The organism is Sorangium sp. So ce321, assembly GCF_051530195.1.
Taxonomy (GTDB): domain Bacteria; phylum Myxococcota_A; class Polyangia; order Polyangiales; family Polyangiaceae; genus Sorangium.
The window spans coordinates 7,157,594-7,175,341 of sequence record NZ_CP150329.1; the positions used below are offsets into that span (position 1 = coordinate 7,157,594).

Consider the following 17,748-nt stretch of genomic DNA (forward strand, 5'->3'; position numbering starts at 1 on the left):
CAGCAAGGGAGCCCTCGCCGGACTGCCGGACGGGTGCACAGCGTGCCGCGATGAGCTCGTGGGCTGAGCACGCTGGGGTCCGCGGCATCCGTGGACCAGCTTCTCGGCATCGACGGGGCGAGGAGGCCGGTTGCGTGGCGTCGGGCGGGGGCAGGTTGCCGTGGCCGACCCGTTGGCCCGCATCGCCGGCCGGGACCAGGGGCCGTCCCCCCATGGGGAGGTCGAGGCGCGCGCCCTGCTGAAACTGCTCTGGTTGGTGGAGCACTCGGGAGTGCCGGGTGCTGATCCTCGTGGGCGAGAGCGAGCAGGTAAGCGAGTTCGCCCGACAGCTAGGCCTGCCCGTCGAGACCGTCTCCTCGCGGCTCCGCCTAGCTAGGCGCCCTTGGGCTTCGGCTGGAGGGAGCCCCAGAGCCCAAGCTGGCGGTCGCGGACCTCGGAGCGCTCGCGCGCGAAATCTAGCTCCGCCTGCGACCTCAGGAAAGCGGCGTGGGCCTCGATCTTGGCCAGCTCGGCCGCGGCGTCCTCCACCGCGCGCTTGGCCTCGGCCGTGGCGTCGTTGTCCTTATCGGTCTTCTTGGCCTGCGCTTCGCTCACCCTCTTGGCGGCGTCTTCCTTCTCCCTCGCCGCCCTCTCGGCCTCCTGCTGCTCCTTGTCGAGGTTCGCCTTCACCAGCTTCGCCTTATCGAGTTCGCCCGATATCTCGGTGACTCTGGTGCCGGCGCCCTCGGCCTGCTTCTTCACGTCGTCGGCCTTCGTCTTCGCCTCCTCGGCTTCCTTGCGGAACTTGACGGCGACGGCCGGATCCGTCTTCTGACTAGCCATGTCGTAGGCATCCTTCTTGGCACCGTGGTCAGCCCGGGCCTTCGCCACCGCCTCGTCTGCCGCCTTGATCTGCTTGGTGCGGTCGCCCTCGAGGGCCCGGATTTTGAGGTCGAGCTGCGCGATCTGCAGAGTGATTTCGCGGACCTTCTGCGCTTCTTCCCACTCCTTGGCCAGCGTCTCAGCCAGTTTCTCCATGGACTGAAGATCGCTCTTCGCGTCCTTCGCCAGCTTCTCATAGTCTATCGTATCGGCGCTGTCCGCCATGGCTCACCTCGTCCTGTCCTGCCTGGGCCGCGACGTCCGGCGGTGCATCCTCGACGGCACCCCGTCTGTCCCGGAAAGCCGAAAAAGGATTGTCGCTCTCCGTGCCGGCCGTTGTCAAGCACGGGTCCGGGGCGTGCGCCCGGTCGCGGGTCGACCGTTCGGTTGCGGCAAGGGACGGCCCTTCGTCGCCATGCTGGCCGACTCGGGCCGCCCCCCCGCGCAGATCCCAGCGAGCACTGCGTTCCGGTAGGGACCACCTTTTCAGGTGGCCCCCCGGACAGAACCCGGCGAGCGGATTTCCCGCACCGGGCTCCCACCTTGGGCAATTCGAGCAGCGAAGCGCTCTGTCGGCCAGGGGTGCCGGATTGTGGGCGTAGGAAGTGGAAAGCGCTCGGCGAAGCGGCTGATTTGGCCCGGACGCCACCGACCGCGCTGGCTCCGTCGCGCGAGCGAACGATACCAGAGACGTTCCACCTCGTAGTGGAACCGCTTCAATGCGTCGGTGTTCGTCGGGACCGCGTAGTAGTTGGCGTGCCCGACGACGACCCGTCGTAACCAGGCATGTTGATCCACTACGCGTGCATGTCGCCTCTTCCGGCACTCGTCCTTGATATGGGAAAGCTTCGCCCGCATCTTCTTCCCGGACGTGTGGCGTCGGAGTTGAAACCTACCCTGCCGATCCTTCGCGGCGATGTGCAGGAACCCAAGGAACTCGAACGTCTCAGGCTTCCCCAGCCCGCGACGCGCGCGATCCTCCCGGGCGTACCGCCCGAACTCCAGCACCCGGGTCTTTTCCGGGTGCAGCTTCAGGCCGAACTTCGCCATGCGGTCGGATAAGGCCTCCCGCATCGCTCGCGCGTCCCGCTCGCGCTGGAAGCCCATCACCAGGTCATCCGCATAGCGCACGACATACACGTCGCCGAACGCATGCTTCTTCCTCCAGGATTGGACCCACAGGTCGAGCACGTAGTGGAGGTAGATGTTCGCCAGAAGCGGGCTGATGACCCCACCCTGTGGCGTTCCTTCCTTCACCTCGTGGAGCTCGCCGTCCTTCATGACGCCTGCCTTCATCCACTTCAACAGAAGACGAACCAGACGTCTATCCCCAATCCGGTGCTCGACGAACTTCTGCATCCACCCATGGCCGATGGTGTCGAAGAACGCCAGGATGTCTGCGTCGAGCACCCAGTTGACCCTCCTGTACATGGCCGTCCCCCACGCATCGAGCGCGTCGTGCGCCGAGCGCTTCGGCCGGAACCCGTACGAGAACCCGAGAAACCAGGCCTCGTAGATGGGCTCCAACAGCCATCTCACCGCCTGCTGGACGATCTTATCCTCCAGCGCCGGAACGCCGAGCGGGCGAGTCTTACCGTTCTCCTTCGGTATCTCCACCCGTCTCACCGGCTGCGGATGATATCGGCCACTGTGGAGGCGATCTACCAGGTCCCGAAGGCGCTCGTCGACACGTTCGCCATACGCTTCCCAGGTGACCCCATCCACCCCGGTCGCCGCTCCCCGGCGCAGGCTGTGATACGCCTGCAAGAGGAGCGGTTCCCGAAGGTGACCGAACAGGTTGGTCCATCTGCCCTCTGGTCTTCCTTTCGCTCGCTGCCGTATCCGCTGCAGGGTCGTAGGCGCGCCGTCCCCGCTCTGTGTCGGGAGCGCGTTTCGTGCAGCGGACTGTCCCTTGGCCTCGGCCCTTCCCTCCATCGACTCGACGGGCGTTACCCACGTCTTCGCCGATCTCCTCGGTACTATGGCCTCGTCCGACTTCTCGAAGGCTACCGCCGCGGCTTGTCGCTTGTCGCTTTCCCGCGGCTGCCTGCCACCCACCACAGACGGCGAGGCACCTTCGAGATCTCCCAGCTTCCGTGCGAATGACTCTCTGAACGTGCCGAACTCCTGGGACCCCGGCGGGAGCACCCTCTCCACGTCCATTCTTCGGAGGGGTGCGGTAGCCTTCGACGTCGTTAACCGGCTCGGCTCCCGCGTTGATGCCAATTTCGGGGCTCTATCGCCCGGCCCGTTCATACGTCCCTCTACGCTTCGCCCCGTGGGTCGCCCCACGCAACGCAAGAGATGGACTTCCCGTGGATGGACTCCTTTCGGGGTAGGACTTGCTCGACTCGTAGTTCTCTACTCATTTCGCTCACCTACTGTCATTCGCCAGCTTTGGCTGGCGCACGTTCCGGTAGGGACCACCTTTTCAGGTGGCCCCCCGGACAGAACCCGGCGAGCGGATTTCCCGCACCGGGCTCCCACCTTGGGCAATTCGAGCAGCGAAGCGCTCTGTCGGCCAGGGGTGCCGGATTGTGGGCGTAGGAAGTGGAAAGCGCTCGGCGAAGCGGCTGATTTGGCCCGGACGCCACCGACCGCGCTGGCTCCGTCGCGCGAGCGAACGATACCAGAGACGTTCCACCTCGTAGTGGAACCGCTTCAATGCGTCGGTGTTCGTCGGGACCGCGTAGTAGTTGGCGTGCCCGACGACGACCCGTCGTAACCAGGCATGTTGATCCACTACGCGTGCATGTCGCCTCTTCCGGCACTCGTCCTTGATATGGGAAAGCTTCGCCCGCATCTTCTTCCCGGACGTGTGGCGTCGGAGTTGAAACCTGCCCTGCCGATCCTTCGCGGCGATGTGCAGGAACCCAAGGAACTCGAACGTCTCAGGCTTCCCCAGCCCGCGACGCGCGCGATCCTCCCGGGCGTACCGCCCGAACTCCAGCACCCGGGTCTTTTCCGGGTGCAGCTTCAGGCCGAACTTCGCCATGCGGTCGGATAAGGCCTCCCGCATCGCTCGCGCGTCCCGCTCGCGCTGGAAGCCCATCACCAGGTCATCCGCATAGCGCACGACATACACGTCGCCGAACGCATGCTTCTTCCTCCAGGATTGGACCCACAGGTCGAGCACGTAGTGGAGGTAGATGTTCGCCAGAAGCGGGCTGATGACCCCACCCTGTGGCGTTCCTTCCTTCACCTCGTGGAGCTCGCCGTCCTTCATGACGCCTGCCTTCATCCACTTCAACAGAAGACGAACCAGACGTCTATCCCCAATCCGGTGCTCGACGAACTTCTGCATCCACCCATGGCCGATGGTGTCGAAGAACGCCAGGATGTCTGCGTCGAGCACCCAGTTGACCCTCCTGTACATGGCCGTCCCCCACGCATCGAGCGCGTCGTGCGCCGAGCGCTTCGGCCGGAACCCGTACGAGAACCCGAGAAACCAGGCCTCGTAGATGGGCTCCAACAGCCATCTCACCGCCTGCTGGACGATCTTATCCTCCAGCGCCGGAACGCCGAGCGGGCGAGTCTTACCGTTCTCCTTCGGTATCTCCACCCGTCTCACCGGCTGCGGATGATATCGGCCACTGTGGAGGCGATCTACCAGGTCCCGAAGGCGCTCGTCGACACGTTCGCCATACGCTTCCCAGGTGACCCCATCCACCCCGGTCGCCGCTCCCCGGCGCAGGCTGTGATACGCCTGCAAGAGGAGCGGTTCCCGAAGGTGACCGAACAGGTTGGTCCATCTGCCCTCTGGTCTTCCTTTCGCTCGCTGCCGTATCCGCTGCAGGGTCGTAGGCGCGCCGTCCCCGCTCTGTGTCGGGAGCGCGTTTCGTGCAGCGGACTGTCCCTTGGCCTCGGCCCTTCCCTCCATCGACTCGACGGGCGTTACCCACGTCTTCGCCGATCTCCTCGGTACTATGGCCTCGTCCGACTTCTCGAAGGCTACCGCCGCGGCTTGTCGCTTGTCGCTTTCCCGCGGCTGCCTGCCACCCACCACAGACGGCGAGGCACCTTCGAGATCTCCCAGCTTCCGTGCGAATGACTCTCTGAACGTGCCGAACTCCTGGGACCCCGGCGGGAGCACCCTCTCCACGTCCATTCTTCGGAGGGGTGCGGTAGCCTTCGACGTCGTTAACCGGCTCGGCTCCCGCGTTGATGCCAATTTCGGGGCTCTATCGCCCGGCCCGTTCATACGTCCCTCTACGCTTCGCCCCGTGGGTCGCCCCACGCAACGCAAGAGATGGACTTCCCGTGGATGGACTCCTTTCGGGGTAGGACTTGCTCGACTCGTAGTTCTCTACTCATTTCGCTCACCTACTGTCATTCGCCAGCTTTGGCTGGCGCACGTTCCGGTAGGGACCACCTTTTCAGGTGGCCCCCCGGACAGAACCCGGCGAGCGGATTTCCCGCACCGGGCTCCCACCTTGGGCAATTCGAGCAGCGAAGCGCTCTGTCGGCCAGGGGTGCCGGATTGTGGGCGTAGGAAGTGGAAAGCGCTCGGCGAAGCGGCTGATTTGGCCCGGACGCCACCGACCGCGCTGGCTCCGTCGCGCGAGCGAACGATACCAGAGACGTTCCACCTCGTAGTGGAACCGCTTCAATGCGTCGGTGTTCGTCGGGACCGCGTAGTAGTTGGCGTGCCCGACGACGACCCGTCGTAACCAGGCATGTTGATCCACTACGCGTGCATGTCGCCTCTTCCGGCACTCGTCCTTGATATGGGAAAGCTTCGCCCGCATCTTCTTCCCGGACGTGTGGCGTCGGAGTTGAAACCTACCCTGCCGATCCTTCGCGGCGATGTGCAGGAACCCAAGGAACTCGAACGTCTCAGGCTTCCCCAGCCCGCGACGCGCGCGATCCTCCCGGGCGTACCGCCCGAACTCCAGCACCCGGGTCTTTTCCGGGTGCAGCTTCAGGCCGAACTTCGCCATGCGGTCGGATAAGGCCTCCCGCATCGCTCGCGCGTCCCGCTCGCGCTGGAAGCCCATCACCAGGTCATCCGCATAGCGCACGACATACACGTCGCCGAACGCATGCTTCTTCCTCCAGGATTGGACCCACAGGTCGAGCACGTAGTGGAGGTAGATGTTCGCCAGAAGCGGGCTGATGACCCCACCCTGTGGCGTTCCTTCCTTCACCTCGTGGAGCTCGCCGTCCTTCATGACGCCTGCCTTCATCCACTTCAACAGAAGACGAACCAGACGTCTATCCCCAATCCGGTGCTCGACGAACTTCTGCATCCACCCATGGCCGATGGTGTCGAAGAACGCCAGGATGTCTGCGTCGAGCACCCAGTTGACCCTCCTGTACATGGCCGTCCCCCACGCATCGAGCGCGTCGTGCGCCGAGCGCTTCGGCCGGAACCCGTACGAGAACCCGAGAAACCAGGCCTCGTAGATGGGCTCCAACAGCCATCTCACCGCCTGCTGGACGATCTTATCCTCCAGCGCCGGAACGCCGAGCGGGCGAGTCTTACCGTTCTCCTTCGGTATCTCCACCCGTCTCACCGGCTGCGGATGATATCGGCCACTGTGGAGGCGATCTACCAGGTCCCGAAGGCGCTCGTCGACACGTTCGCCATACGCTTCCCAGGTGACCCCATCCACCCCGGTCGCCGCTCCCCGGCGCAGGCTGTGATACGCCTGCAAGAGGAGCGGTTCCCGAAGGTGACCGAACAGGTTGGTCCATCTGCCCTCTGGTCTTCCTTTCGCTCGCTGCCGTATCCGCTGCAGGGTCGTAGGCGCGCCGTCCCCGCTCTGTGTCGGGAGCGCGTTTCGTGCAGCGGACTGTCCCTTGGCCTCGGCCCTTCCCTCCATCGACTCGACGGGCGTTACCCACGTCTTCGCCGATCTCCTCGGTACTATGGCCTCGTCCGACTTCTCGAAGGCTACCGCCGCGGCTTGTCGCTTGTCGCTTTCCCGCGGCTGCCTGCCACCCACCACAGACGGCGAGGCACCTTCGAGATCTCCCAGCTTCCGTGCGAATGACTCTCTGAACGTGCCGAACTCCTGGGACCCCGGCGGGAGCACCCTCTCCACGTCCATTCTTCGGAGGGGTGCGGTAGCCTTCGACGTCGTTAACCGGCTCGGCTCCCGCGTTGATGCCAATTTCGGGGCTCTATCGCCCGGCCCGTTCATACGTCCCTCTACGCTTCGCCCCGTGGGTCGCCCCACGCAACGCAAGAGATGGACTTCCCGTGGATGGACTCCTTTCGGGGTAGGACTTGCTCGACTCGTAGTTCTCTACTCATTTCGCTCACCTACTGTCATTCGCCAGCTTTGGCTGGCGCACTAACGGCATGGCGCTCACCCGCGGGGCGCCGTGCCGCGCGTAGCGCGGCACAGGTGCACCGTCGGGTGCAGCGCCTTGTTGGGCAGTCTCTGCGAATGAGGGCGGGCGCGGGGGCAGAGCCGAGGTCGTTGTTCAGGTTGGCCGCCGTCAGCACCTCGCCCGATGCGAGGGTGTGCGGAAGGCTCGCATACGCGGTCCCTCGGGCGCCGAGGAGCACGGCGGCGGGGAACACCACGCGCAGGAGCGCGGGGCCTCCGGAGGTCTTCGGCTGCGTCACCGCGAGCGACACCTCGACGTTCGTCCGCGCCGAGGCGGCGGTGAGGCCCGAGGGACCGGCACCGCGGCTCGGCGTGATGCTCTCGTGGTCGCGAGAGTATGCGGAGCGCACGGAGGCCGGCGCGATCCTCGGCGTGTTGCGGGGGATCATGCGGAGGTACGTGAGGTGAGGGCGGTCGCTCGGCTTCAACCTGGGTTGGGTTGCTCCGCACCGTCGGGTGCTGTGCAACCCCAGTCGGCCTGAAGGTCGACGCAGGTCCGCGCGGTTCGTCACCTGCGCAAGGTCACGTACGCCGACTTGTCGGCGTCGTCAGAGCCGCTCACCCCCATGAGGTAGAGGTTGATGGCGTTCGTCACGAGGCTTTTCACGAACGGCACGTCCTCAAGGGGATACCGCTTCTTGCCCGCCGTCTCCACGAGCTCAAGGAACCTCAACACCGCAGGACGCTTGTTGCCGCTGAGCTGGTAGCCGTACTCCCCGCCGAGGACGTTGACGGCCGTCTCGACGGCTTCCTTCACGCGATCCTTGTTGTACGCGTCCACGTCCTTGGAATACGTGGCGAGCAGACCCTCGCAATACTCGTTAATAACCTTCTTCTGCTGCTTGTCGAAGGCGATTTCGTCCTCGCTCCACGTCAAGGGGCGCAGGAGCAGCTTGTTGCCGAGCATCGGGTCCTCAAGCCACTTTTTCAGATCGTAAGTGGGGACGTCTTCGTCGGGGCTGGTGGGCAGACGGTCAAGCCAAATGTTGACGGAATCCGCCACATCCTGGTTCTCCTCCAGAAAGCGGCGCCAGAAGCTTGGGCGCAGGGACGACGGATCCGACACGGAGGACGACGACGAAGACGAGCTGGACGACCGCTGAATCACCGTGGCAGGGTGCGTCGGCAGCACACTCGGTGCCCCGAACGGCGTCTCCCTCCGCTGCATGATCGCCGCGGGCGCCCGGAAGGCCGCCTTCTTCTGCACGACCGTCGCCGGATGCGGCGGCCTCGCCGCGGGCGCCCCGAAGGCCGGCTTCTTCTGCACGACCGTCGCCGGATGCGGCGGCCTCGCTGGTGACGCCACCGTCGCCGGGTGCGGCGGCCTCGCCGCGGGCGCCCCGAACGCCGGCTTGGGCTGCAAGACCGTCGCTAGGTGCGGCGGCCCCGGCCGCCGCACCTCGGCCGCGGGAGCGCTGGGTTTGGCTTCGGGAGGGGGCACGCGCTGATCCTCAACCGTCTGGCCGCACGCGTCAAGACGTCGAACTGCGCTGCCCGTCTGGCCCACCTGGGCACAACGCCCGGCCGCCCAACGGCGCGGCGGTGTGCTGCCGCGCCGCAGGCGCGGTCAGCACCAGCGCCTTGTTGGGCGGCGCACGAGTCACAGTGGTGGGTTAGAGTCGAACAGCTCTTCCCGATGCCTTGTACAGGTAGGCCATCGGATGCTCGTTCAAGATTTCCGACCGAGTTTGCGCGAACTTGGCTCGCGTACAAAGCAGCCCGCCGACGGCGACGGCGGTCCCCACGTTCGTGACCGGAGGAAGCGCAAAATCGGCGCAACCGCGCCTACAGCACCGAGAATCGAGACGATGATCTCCTTCGAGCCGAGGACCTTCGTCGACTCAAGGCTCAAAACATCTGCAATTATGCAGTTGCCGTCGCAGATCTCGAAAGCCCCTGCCGAACGCGATCATTCCGCATACAAATCCCAAGGGGCGTCCGCCATGTCGCCAGGGATCTCCCCTTTGGCAATCTTCCAGCCCTTGGACGCGATGACATCGGGCGCCATCTGCCAAAACAACCTTATGTCCTTCGTGTTGCTGTGCTCGACGTACACGGTAATGATCTTGCCATCGTCTGCAATCGGAATGCGCAGCACCCGTCTCGCCGTCACTGGAATGCGGACGACCTTGCTGCCACCTTTTTCTATCGTTTCATATGCGGAATACTTGCTCTGAGTAATTGCGTTCCGCAGGACATCCACGACCGTGTCCCCCCAGCCCCGTCTCCTTCCCACATTCACGACTTCACTGTCATGCTTTTCAATGTGTTGACGCCCATATTTGTCATTGCCTTCTAGCAAGTACATGAACTTGCTGGTCGTATTGACCCGCACGGGGGTTTCGACACGGACATGCTCCAAATTCTCGTTCGACGCTAGCTGCACAGCTGCAGCGTTGAAGTGTCCGCCAATGCGAGGGGTCATCGTCGGGTGCGGCGCCTTCGGCTGAGCCACGGTGGCCGGGTGCGGTGCCTTCGGCTGAGCCACGGTGGCCGAGTGCGGCGCCTTCGACTGAGCCACGGTGGCCGGGTGCGGTGCCTTCGGCTGAGCCACGGTGGCGAGGTGCGGCGCCTTCGACTGAGCCACGGTGGCGAGGTGCGGCGCCTTCGGCTGGGCCGCGGTGGCGGGGTGCGGCGCCTTCGGCTGGGCCACGGTGGCCGGGTGCGGCAGACCGGCGAGCGTTCGGGAGGGCGATGTCATCGATCTTGAAGATAGATTCGTACCAAGAGGCGGGTCAAGTAGGCGCATGGACGGGAGCGAGAATGGCCATTGCTGAAGTGCCGGCTCCGCGCGTGGCTCACCTGAGCGGGCGGCGGCGGTAGGGGCTCAGGGCTCGCCGCGTCGTACGAATGGATACACGCTCCGGCCCAGCTCGCTGCGCCGACTGGCCAAGGTGCTCGGCCCGCCCAACGTCGCAATCAGTTGCGTCGCAGGGCCTAGCGGCGGGTTATGGCATGTAGGCGGCGAAGCGCCGCGGCATATCTGCGTATTCCCGCGAATAGGTCGCGAAGCGCCGCGGCATATCTGCGTATTCCCGTGAATAGGCAGCGACTTCCGCGACCTATCTGCGCATCTCCGAAGATAGGCCGCCGCTGCGGAGACCCGGCAAGGGCGGGGCATCGGCAACCCCGCGGATCCTGCTACCGGCATGCTTGGAGTCCAGAACGTTCGCGAAGATTGACAACGAGACGTCCGTCTCGTTGTCAAACAAAAACCAGACGGTGCGATTCTGGCCGTCGCCGAGCCGGGGTCTCTATCAAGCTTCTTGCGCTGACACACAAGCTCACTGAACAGAAAACGTACCGGGCGCGGATGCAGCAACACCCCGGGTAGCATGCCCTTGGCAGCGCAGTGCCAAGGTTCGACATATCTGTTGTATCCTCAGGCGCCTCGACGGGTCAAGGAACCGCTCCGCCTTGAGGCCGGCGACTCGCCCGCCTGCTTCCTGCCCCGCAGGTGAGCCTGCCGGCGTGCAGTTCCCCCTCGAGCATTCCAGGACGTGCAGGTGAAGCGCCCGCGGGAGGAAGCCCGCAGGCCGCCTGCCGCGACACATCCGCAGAGCTCCCCACCGATGGGCGCGCTCATCGCAGAGCGCTCGCTCATGGCGATGCTCATCGCGAGGGCAGCCCGCTGATCACAGCTCCAGGCGCGGCAGCGGACGCGAGGGCGAGCCTGGAACACCTCGAGGAACCCGCACAGCACGACGACACGCGGCAACGTCGTGCTATCATGCTGATGTGATCAGCGACAGCGCACGCACCGAGACCGCGGTCGAGCGGAAGGTCACTTTCGCCCACTGGATCAGTTTGCCGGAAGACGAGCCGGGCGAGCTCGTCGATGGACGGATCGTGGAGGAAGAGGCGCCGGACGCCATTCACGAAGTCATCGTGGCCTGGGTGGTCAGGGTTCTCGGGGCCTGGCTCATCCCGCAGGGCGGGCTCGTGCTGGGGTCCGAAGCGAAGTACGCGGTGAGCGCTGTCTCTGGCCGGAAGCCCGACGCCTCTGCGTACATGCCCGGGAGTCGGAAGCCGCCTCGGCGCGGAACAATCAGCGCTCCGCCCGACATCATGGTCGAGGTGGTCTCTCCTACCCCGCGTGATGCACGCCGCGATCGTGTCGACAAACTGCACGAGTACGCGTCTTTCGGGGTGCGCTGGTATTGGATCATCGACCCGCAGGAAAGAACGCTCGAGATCCTCGAACTCGGGACCGATCGCCGCTACGTGCATGCGCGCTCGGCGGCGGACGGCATCGTCGACGGCGTGCCCGGCCTCGAGGGGCTCACGCTCGATCTCGATGCGCTCTGGAGCGAGGTAGAACGACTCGGCCCTGAATCCGGAGAGGGAGCGCTCGGCGACCCGGAGGCCCAGTAGGGTTCCCGCCCTCAGGGTGGCATCCACCCACGCTGCTGGCCGGCGCTCGAAGCATCGCCAACTAGTTGAAATTACTCAAGAATTGCGTCCCCAGCGGGATTCGAACCCGCGTAGCAGCCTTGAAAGGGCTGAGTCCTGGGCCGGGCTAGACGATGGGGACCGGCGATGCGGCGCGGGAACCTACTCGCCGTCGTCGAGCAATGCAAGCCCTACCAGCTCCGTCCGCTCCGTCCTCACCGCCCGCGAAGCCCGCCACTCGAACCGCGCCCCGTTCGGCGGCTCGTCGCGGCGGGCTTCGCGGGGGTAGCGACCCTCGCTGCCGGGTCGCCGCCTCGATCTCGGCGGGCCTAGTCGGCCTCGCCGCTCTTGGCCGGCGTCCAGGAGGGGGCGTCGCTCGCGGGGAACGAGTCTTCCACGGTCTCGTCCACCTTCTCTTCCGGCTCCTTGTCCGACCTCGCCTCGTGGCCCTCGACCGGATCCCCCGGGACGTGCCGGTGTTGCTCGCCGCCGCCCTGCCGATCCTGCGGGGACGCGCCCTTGGGCGTCGCTGCCCCTTGTTCCTTCGTCGCCTTCTCGTCCTTCTTCATGAGCACCTCCTCGGGCTGTTCCGGCTTCTCCAGACCACCTGGAGCCGTCGAAGCGCACCGCAAGGGGCGCGAGGCGCCGACCAGGTGCTGGCGCAGTCGTCGTCGGCCGTTCGCCCGGCACGGAGCACCCCTCTCGGGACCTGCCCGCCCTCTCGAGGCCCTGCGCTGCCTTTCGCGACCCTTCGCGGGCCCTGCCCTGCCCTCCGAGCGTCCCGTGCCCGCGCCGCCGGCGCGCGCGCCATCGATGTGACCTCCCGCCCCGAACCGCTGGACGGCCGCCGGGAATCGGGCGACCATGGGCCCGCGCCACCCACCTTGCGCCACACGGGCCCGAGCTCTCCCCATGCTCCTTCTTCCGCGCTCCGAGCCTGCTGTTCTCATGTCCCCGGGAGGACCGTGCACCGAAGCCGGCGCCTGACGCGCGCCGCGCAGCTCGCCTCCTGCCTGCTCCCGGCGCTCCTCTCGGCCGCCCCTGCGCTCGCGCAGCCCGAGCAGCCTCCACCCCCACAGCCTGCGCCGCCGGCGGAGCCCGAGCCTGCGCGATCCGCGCCCCCTCAGCCCGCGCCGCCCCCCTCTCCCTCCCCGCCCCCTCCGCTCGAGGTCGTCGTCACCGGCACCCGCACCCCGGAGAGCAGCCAGCGCGCCACGGTGCGCACGCGCGTCATCACCCGCGAGGAGGCCGAGCGCCGCGGCGCCACCAACGTCGGCGAGGCGCTCGACGGCGAGCTCGGCGTCCAGGTCAACCCGAGCGCCTACGGCTCGCTCGGCAACCCGAGCGCCATCCAGATCCAGGGCTTCGACCTCGACCGCGTCCTCGTCCTCGAGGACGGCGAGCGCGTCATCGGCGACGCCGGCGGCGCCATCGACCTCTCCTCCCTCCCGCTCAGCGACGTCTCCCGCATCGAGCTCGTCACCGGCCCGACCAGCTCGCTCTACGGCGCGAGCGCCATCGGCGGCGTCGTCAACGTCCTCTCCGCGCCCCCCGCCCACCCGGGCTTCAGCGGCCGCGGCCGCCTCGACGGCCGCAGCCGCGCCGGGCTCCTCGTCCAGGGGTCCGGCGCCTACCGCGGCGAGGCCGCCTGGGCCAGCGCCGACGCCTCGTTCCAGCGCGAGGACAGCCTCTCCCTCGTCGAGGGCAACCCCGCCACCGCGCTCCCCGAGCGCGCGCAGCACCTCGTCGGCCTGCGCGCCGGCGCCGATCTCGGCCGCGGCATCGACGTGCGCCTCCGCGCACGGTGGATCCACGACGAGCAGGACGGCATCGAGCAGCTGCAACGGCCAGGCCTCCGCCCCTACCTCTTCGACCTGCCCGAGGTGACCGACCGCATCACCCTGCACCTCACCGAGACGCTCGACCTCGGCGGCGGCTCCAACCTGCGCCTCGCCGCCGGCCGCCAGTGGGCCTTCCGGACGAGCGGCCGCGATTTGCGCGGCTCGCCCCTCGCCGAGGAGCGCGAGCGCTCGGGCACCCTGCAGAGCTACGAGGCGATCGCCACCATCGCCCAGGGCCCGCTCACCTGGGTCGTCGGCGCGCGCGCCGAGGTCGAGTCGCTCACCCAGGAGCTCAAGACCACCGCGGTCTCCACCTCGGGCACCTCCCAGAACGACCTCGACGAGGTGCCCGACACCGAGCTCGGCAGCGCCGCGCTCTACGGCCAGCTCGCGTGGAAGCTCACCGACAGCCTCACCCTCATGCCCGGCGTCCGCGGCGAGCACTGGCCGCGCTACGGCGGCGGCGTCATCGCCCCGCGCCTCGCCCTCGCCTACCGGCCCGCGCCGTCGGTCACCCTGCGCATCTCCGGCGGGCAGGGCTTCCGCGCGCCCAGCGCGAAGGAGCTCGGCTTCTCGTTCGACCACTCGAGCCTCGGCTACATCCTCAAGGGCAACCCCGATCTCGCCCCGGAGAGGTCCTGGGGCGTGAACGGCGACGTCACCTGGAGCCCGAGAGAGGGACTCACCCTGCGGGGCGGCGCCTTCTCGAACTGGGTCGATGACCTCATCGACATCAACCCGACGCCCATCCGCTCCTCCTCCGCCGACGACACGCAACCCGACGACGACACGCAACCCGGCGACGACACGCAATCCGGCGTCGACACGTATACCTACAAGAACATCGCCAGGGCGCGGACCGCGGGGCTCGAGCTCTCGGCGACGTTCCAGGCGACAGCGTGGCTCCGGGCCGAGGCCGGCTATGCCTACCTGTGGACGAGCGACGATACGACCGAGTCGGGGAGGCCGCTCTCCAGCAAGCCGCCGCACACGGCGCAGGCGGCGCTCCGCGCTGACCTGCCCTTCCAGCTCGAGCTCGTCACCAGGCTCCGGACCATCTCCGGCGCCTTCATCGAGGACGGCCTGCGCGCGCCCGGGTTCACCACGCTCGACGCGCGGCTCGCGCGCCCGCTCTGGCCCTCCTCGCAGGCCTACGTGGGCCTCCGCAACCTGCTCGGCGCGCAGAAGGCCCCTGACCGCCGCGGCGATCACCGGCCCCTGGAGGGGCGCACCGTTTACCTCGGCGTCATCGCCGAGCTACCGTGGGAGGACTCATGACAAGATGGTTGATCGCCGCAGCGCTTCTCCTGCTCACCCCGGGGTGCAGCGATGACGTGGGCAAAGAGAGCTCGAGCGGGGGCGAGCCGACCGAGGACGGCAAGCTCATCGAGGTCGACGTGCCGGCCTCCGGCCGCGTCTTCCTCCGGCTCGCCACGCCCGAGATCGTCACCCCGGCCGACAACGGCGCGGCGTCCACGGACTGGGATCTCGCGCTCTCCGGATATGACGTCCTCACCAACAGCGGCCTCAGCGGTCCGGGTGAAGGCGGGGCGCTGCCGCTCAGCCTCGAGGACTACCGGGCAGGCGAGCTGCCGAGCACCCCCTTCCTCCTCACGGACGAGGCCGGCGGCGCCTTCACGCAGTGGTACGCCTACGACGGCGAGCAGCACGTCGCCTTCAGCCGCTATCACGTCCACGCGATCGAGCACGAGGGCCGCTACTGGAAGCTCCAGATCCTCTCCTTCTACGGAGAGGTGGAGGGGGCGCCGGTCACGGGGCTCTACCAGCTCCGGGTCGCCGAGGTGCTCCCCGACGGCCCCGGTGAGACCGTCGTCATCGAGAACCTCGACGCCACCGCGGGCGGCCTCGACGCCGACGAGAGCGCGCCGAGCGCCTGCCTCGACCTCGCGGAGAACCGGCAGCTGATGCTCACGCCCGCCGAGGCGCGCGAGTCGACCGAGTGGCACGTCTGCTTCCGCAGGTCGCTCGTCAGCGTCAACGGCGAGCTGGGCGGCCCCGGGACCACGCGCGGCGCCGACCTCCAGGAAGCAGAGACAGGGTCCGAGTCGCTCGCCGACGTCAAGGAGCGCACCGCCGAGTCGGAGGCAGCGCGGTTCGACGCGGCCGAGCACGCGGACCTCACCGATCCCTCCGTCCTCTACCGCGGCGATCACGTGACGACAGCCTTCACCGGGCGCTGGATCGAGCCTGGATCGAGCCCCCCCGCGCCAGCGAAGGACTCCGCGTGGCTCATCCAGAGCGCAGACGGCCAATCGCGCTTCGTGGCCGTAATCGAGCGCTTCGAGGGCGCGACGGACGCGTCCCCGGGACGGGTGGTAATGCGCGTCAAGCAGGTGGAATGAGCCTCACTCCCGCCCTCCGGCGCGACGGGGCGGTGAAGAGCGTGCGCGGCGCGTGACTTCGCGCAGGGACGCGATCATACTGCGCGCGCGGTGAGGGGTAGCCCTCACCTCCTGTAAGGAGCATGCTTATGACAGAGCCGCTTGCACCCGCATCGAGCGCCGCGCGCCCGTCCCCCCGCGACGGGACGCCGGAGGGCGAACGCAGGGCAACGCCGGCGCGCCGCGGGGGGCTGCTCGCCGCGGGCGCGCTCGCCGCGCTGGCCGTCAGCGCCTGCGGCGGCAAGGTGGTGGTCGACGGGTTCGAGCCGCGCGACGGCGCCGGAGGCTTCGACGAGACCGGCGGGGGCACGAGCTCCGCCCCATGGGACACGTCGAGCTCCGGTCAAGGCGGCGAGATCGGCGAGGGCGGCGCGCCGCCGATTCCGCCCCTCGTCGAGGAGGATCTCGGCGAGGTCGCCATCGGCGTCCCCATCCCGGTGGATATCCCGCCAGGCACCCTCGGCTTCACGGCGATCGCGCAGCTCATGACCTCGCGGCCGAGCTTCGATCCGATCGGGATCGCGGAGATCTCCGGCCCCGGCGGCAGGACGTTCGCGACGGACTACTCGATCCTCGGTACCGTGGCCAGCTTCTACAATCAGGGCATCGGCACAGCGGCCGTCCCCCAGACGGGCGCGGCTGCAGCCGTGCCATTTGTGCCAGGCACGTACTGGATCACGGTGGGTGACGGCGGCTTCGGCGTCCCGGCGGGGCCAGCGCGCCTCTCGGTGTGGCGCCGCCAGACGCTCGACGGGCGCTTCCACGGCGGGAAGATCGATATCAACGCCTTCATCGCCGGACGCGCGCTCTCCGAGGAGTACATGAGGAGCGCGCTGCGCAAGGCGTACCAGGGGTTCGTGGGCCTCAGCGTCGGCAACATCACGGTTCATCACCTCGGACCGGAGTGGGACATCATCGACGAGGAGCTGCTGCCCATCGTGCTCGAGCAGACGGCCGGCGCCGCCGGCAGGCCCGCGCTCAACGTGATCGCCGTGTCACAGCTCGGCGGCAGGCTCGAGCTCGCTGCCGGCGTGACGCCCTCCGTGCCCTCGGTCGCCGTGGAGCACGGCACTCATCTCAGCGGCATCGTGGTCGCGCTCTACGAGCAACCCGACGCCGACACGGTCATCCTGCGCCACGAGCTGGGCCATTTTGCCGGGCTGTTCCACACCACCGAGTTCGAGCCCACCTTCGCCGACCCGCTCGACGACACCGCGCGGTGCGACGACGTGCTGGCGCTGGCAGAGCGCTGCCCCGATTACGGCAACGTCATGTTCCCGACGGGGGGCGATCTCTCGGGCCAGGTGACGCCGCAGCAGACGACGATCGTGCAGGCGAGCGCGTTCTATCGCGGGGTCGTCGAGGACGGCGGCGGCGCTGCGGACCCGCTCCCGGACGACCCGGGCACGCCGGCGGGCGGAGCGCGCGCCCCGGCCCCGGCTGGCCGCGATCTGGCCCAGGCCGGCCGCGATCTGGCCGGCCGCGGCACGGCGTCGGGCGATCGCGCCTGGACGGTCGCGCTCCCGCCGCGCGCCGCGACCCTGCTCGAGGGGCACTTCTGTGGGCAGAGCGCGGCGGCCGGCGCGGACTTCTTCGCGCTGCTCCGCGCGGCCGGCGCCGCGGACGCCGACCAGCTGCTCGCGGTCGGCCGCGATCCGGCCGCGCCCGTGCAGGCGAGGGCGCGCGCCCTCGCCGCGGCCGGCCGCGCCGCCACGCCCTCCGCGCCGGTGCTCGCGGAGCTCCAGGCGCTCGCCGCGGACCCGCGCCTGCCCCGTCGCGCGCGGCTCGGCGCGATCCAGGGGCTCGCCTCCGCCTCGCCCGCCGCCGCCCGCGCGCTCGCCGCGCGGCTGGCCGCCGACCCCGACGCGGTGGTCGGGCGCATGGCGACCCGCGCCGCGCGGTGATCCGCGCTAT

The 17,748-nt window shown here is 68.0% G+C and carries 8 protein-coding genes, 1 tRNA gene and 3 pseudogenes; 4 read left to right on the plus strand and 8 right to left on the minus strand.

The window, feature by feature from the left end; genetic code table 11:
• Positions 1 to 372 precede the first annotated feature (372 nt).
• The 6 genes and pseudogenes from WME89_RS26250 to WME89_RS26275 all read right to left on the minus strand — a co-directional run bounded on the left by WME89_RS26250 (position 373) and on the right by WME89_RS26275 (position 9,900).
• The gene (locus tag WME89_RS26250; RefSeq protein ID WP_438011814.1) at positions 373 to 1,086 is read right to left on the minus strand and encodes a hypothetical protein; all 714 of its coding nucleotides are present in this window, start codon (positions 1,084 to 1,086) and stop codon (positions 373 to 375) included.
• A 301-nt stretch (positions 1,087 to 1,387) separates the two neighbouring features.
• Positions 1,388 to 2,919 (minus strand): annotated as a pseudogene (ltrA, locus tag WME89_RS26255) (group II intron reverse transcriptase/maturase); the annotation flags it as partial.
• A gap of 326 nt (positions 2,920 to 3,245) precedes the next feature.
• Positions 3,246 to 4,864, minus strand: a pseudogene (gene ltrA / locus WME89_RS26260) (group II intron reverse transcriptase/maturase).
• 326 nt (positions 4,865 to 5,190) lie between these two features.
• A pseudogene (gene ltrA / locus WME89_RS26265) lies at positions 5,191 to 6,809 on the minus strand (group II intron reverse transcriptase/maturase).
• Between the two features lie 898 nt (positions 6,810 to 7,707).
• Entirely contained in the window at positions 7,708 to 8,640 is a 933-nt protein-coding gene (locus tag WME89_RS26270; protein WP_438011815.1) for a hypothetical protein, read from the minus strand.
• 468 nt (positions 8,641 to 9,108) lie between these two features.
• Positions 9,109 to 9,900 (minus strand): hypothetical protein, encoded by a 792-nt coding sequence (locus WME89_RS26275; RefSeq protein WP_438011816.1) that lies wholly within the window; start codon positions 9,898 to 9,900, stop codon positions 9,109 to 9,111.
• A gap of 1,037 nt (positions 9,901 to 10,937) precedes the next feature.
• On the opposite strand from WME89_RS26275, the gene WME89_RS26280 reads away from it, so the two are divergent.
• Positions 10,938 to 11,573 carry a Uma2 family endonuclease gene (locus WME89_RS26280; RefSeq protein ID WP_438011817.1) on the plus strand — a complete coding sequence of 212 codons (636 nt, stop codon included), beginning with the start codon at positions 10,938 to 10,940 and terminating at the stop codon, positions 11,571 to 11,573.
• A gap of 85 nt (positions 11,574 to 11,658) precedes the next feature.
• Here the strand turns inward: WME89_RS26280 and WME89_RS26285 are convergent.
• Positions 11,659 to 11,733 (minus strand) — tRNA-Glu (locus WME89_RS26285).
• Positions 11,734 to 11,920: 187 nt separating this feature from the next.
• Positions 11,921 to 12,160 carry a hypothetical protein gene (locus tag WME89_RS26290; RefSeq protein WP_436619199.1) on the minus strand — a complete coding sequence of 80 codons (240 nt, stop codon included), beginning with the start codon at positions 12,158 to 12,160 and terminating at the stop codon, positions 11,921 to 11,923.
• Positions 12,161 to 12,556: 396 nt separating this feature from the next.
• Between WME89_RS26290 and WME89_RS26295 the strand changes: the two genes are divergently transcribed.
• The 3 genes from WME89_RS26295 to WME89_RS26305 all read left to right on the plus strand — a co-directional run bounded on the left by WME89_RS26295 (position 12,557) and on the right by WME89_RS26305 (position 17,738).
• A complete protein-coding gene (locus WME89_RS26295) occupies positions 12,557 to 14,710 on the plus strand; it encodes a TonB-dependent receptor plug domain-containing protein (RefSeq protein ID WP_438011818.1) in 2,154 nt (717 codons plus the stop codon).
• Complete coding sequence (locus tag WME89_RS26300) at positions 14,707 to 15,795, plus strand: HmuY family protein (RefSeq protein ID WP_438011819.1); 1,089 nt, start codon at positions 14,707 to 14,709, stop codon at positions 15,793 to 15,795. The genes WME89_RS26295 and WME89_RS26300 overlap by 4 nt, the downstream gene beginning before the upstream one ends.
• 128 nt (positions 15,796 to 15,923) lie before the next feature.
• A complete protein-coding gene (locus tag WME89_RS26305) occupies positions 15,924 to 17,738 on the plus strand; it encodes a hypothetical protein (RefSeq protein ID WP_438011820.1) in 1,815 nt (604 codons plus the stop codon).
• Positions 17,739 to 17,748: the final 10 nt, after the last annotated feature.

What these genes read in the sequence shown, in the direction of transcription:
- WME89_RS26250 (WP_438011814.1), bottom strand. Translation starts at nt 1,086, where the DNA reads ATGGCGGACAGCGCCGATACGATAGACTATGAGAAGCTGGCGAAGGAC.
- WME89_RS26275 (WP_438011816.1), bottom strand. Translation starts at nt 9,900, where the DNA reads ATGACATCGCCCTCCCGAACGCTCGCCGGTCTGCCGCACCCGGCCACC.
- WME89_RS26290 (WP_436619199.1), bottom strand. Translation starts at nt 12,160, where the DNA reads ATGAAGAAGGACGAGAAGGCGACGAAGGAACAAGGGGCAGCGACGCCC.
- WME89_RS26300 (WP_438011819.1), top strand. Translation starts at nt 14,707, where the DNA reads ATGACAAGATGGTTGATCGCCGCAGCGCTTCTCCTGCTCACCCCGGGG.
- WME89_RS26305 (WP_438011820.1), top strand. Translation starts at nt 15,924, where the DNA reads ATGACAGAGCCGCTTGCACCCGCATCGAGCGCCGCGCGCCCGTCCCCC.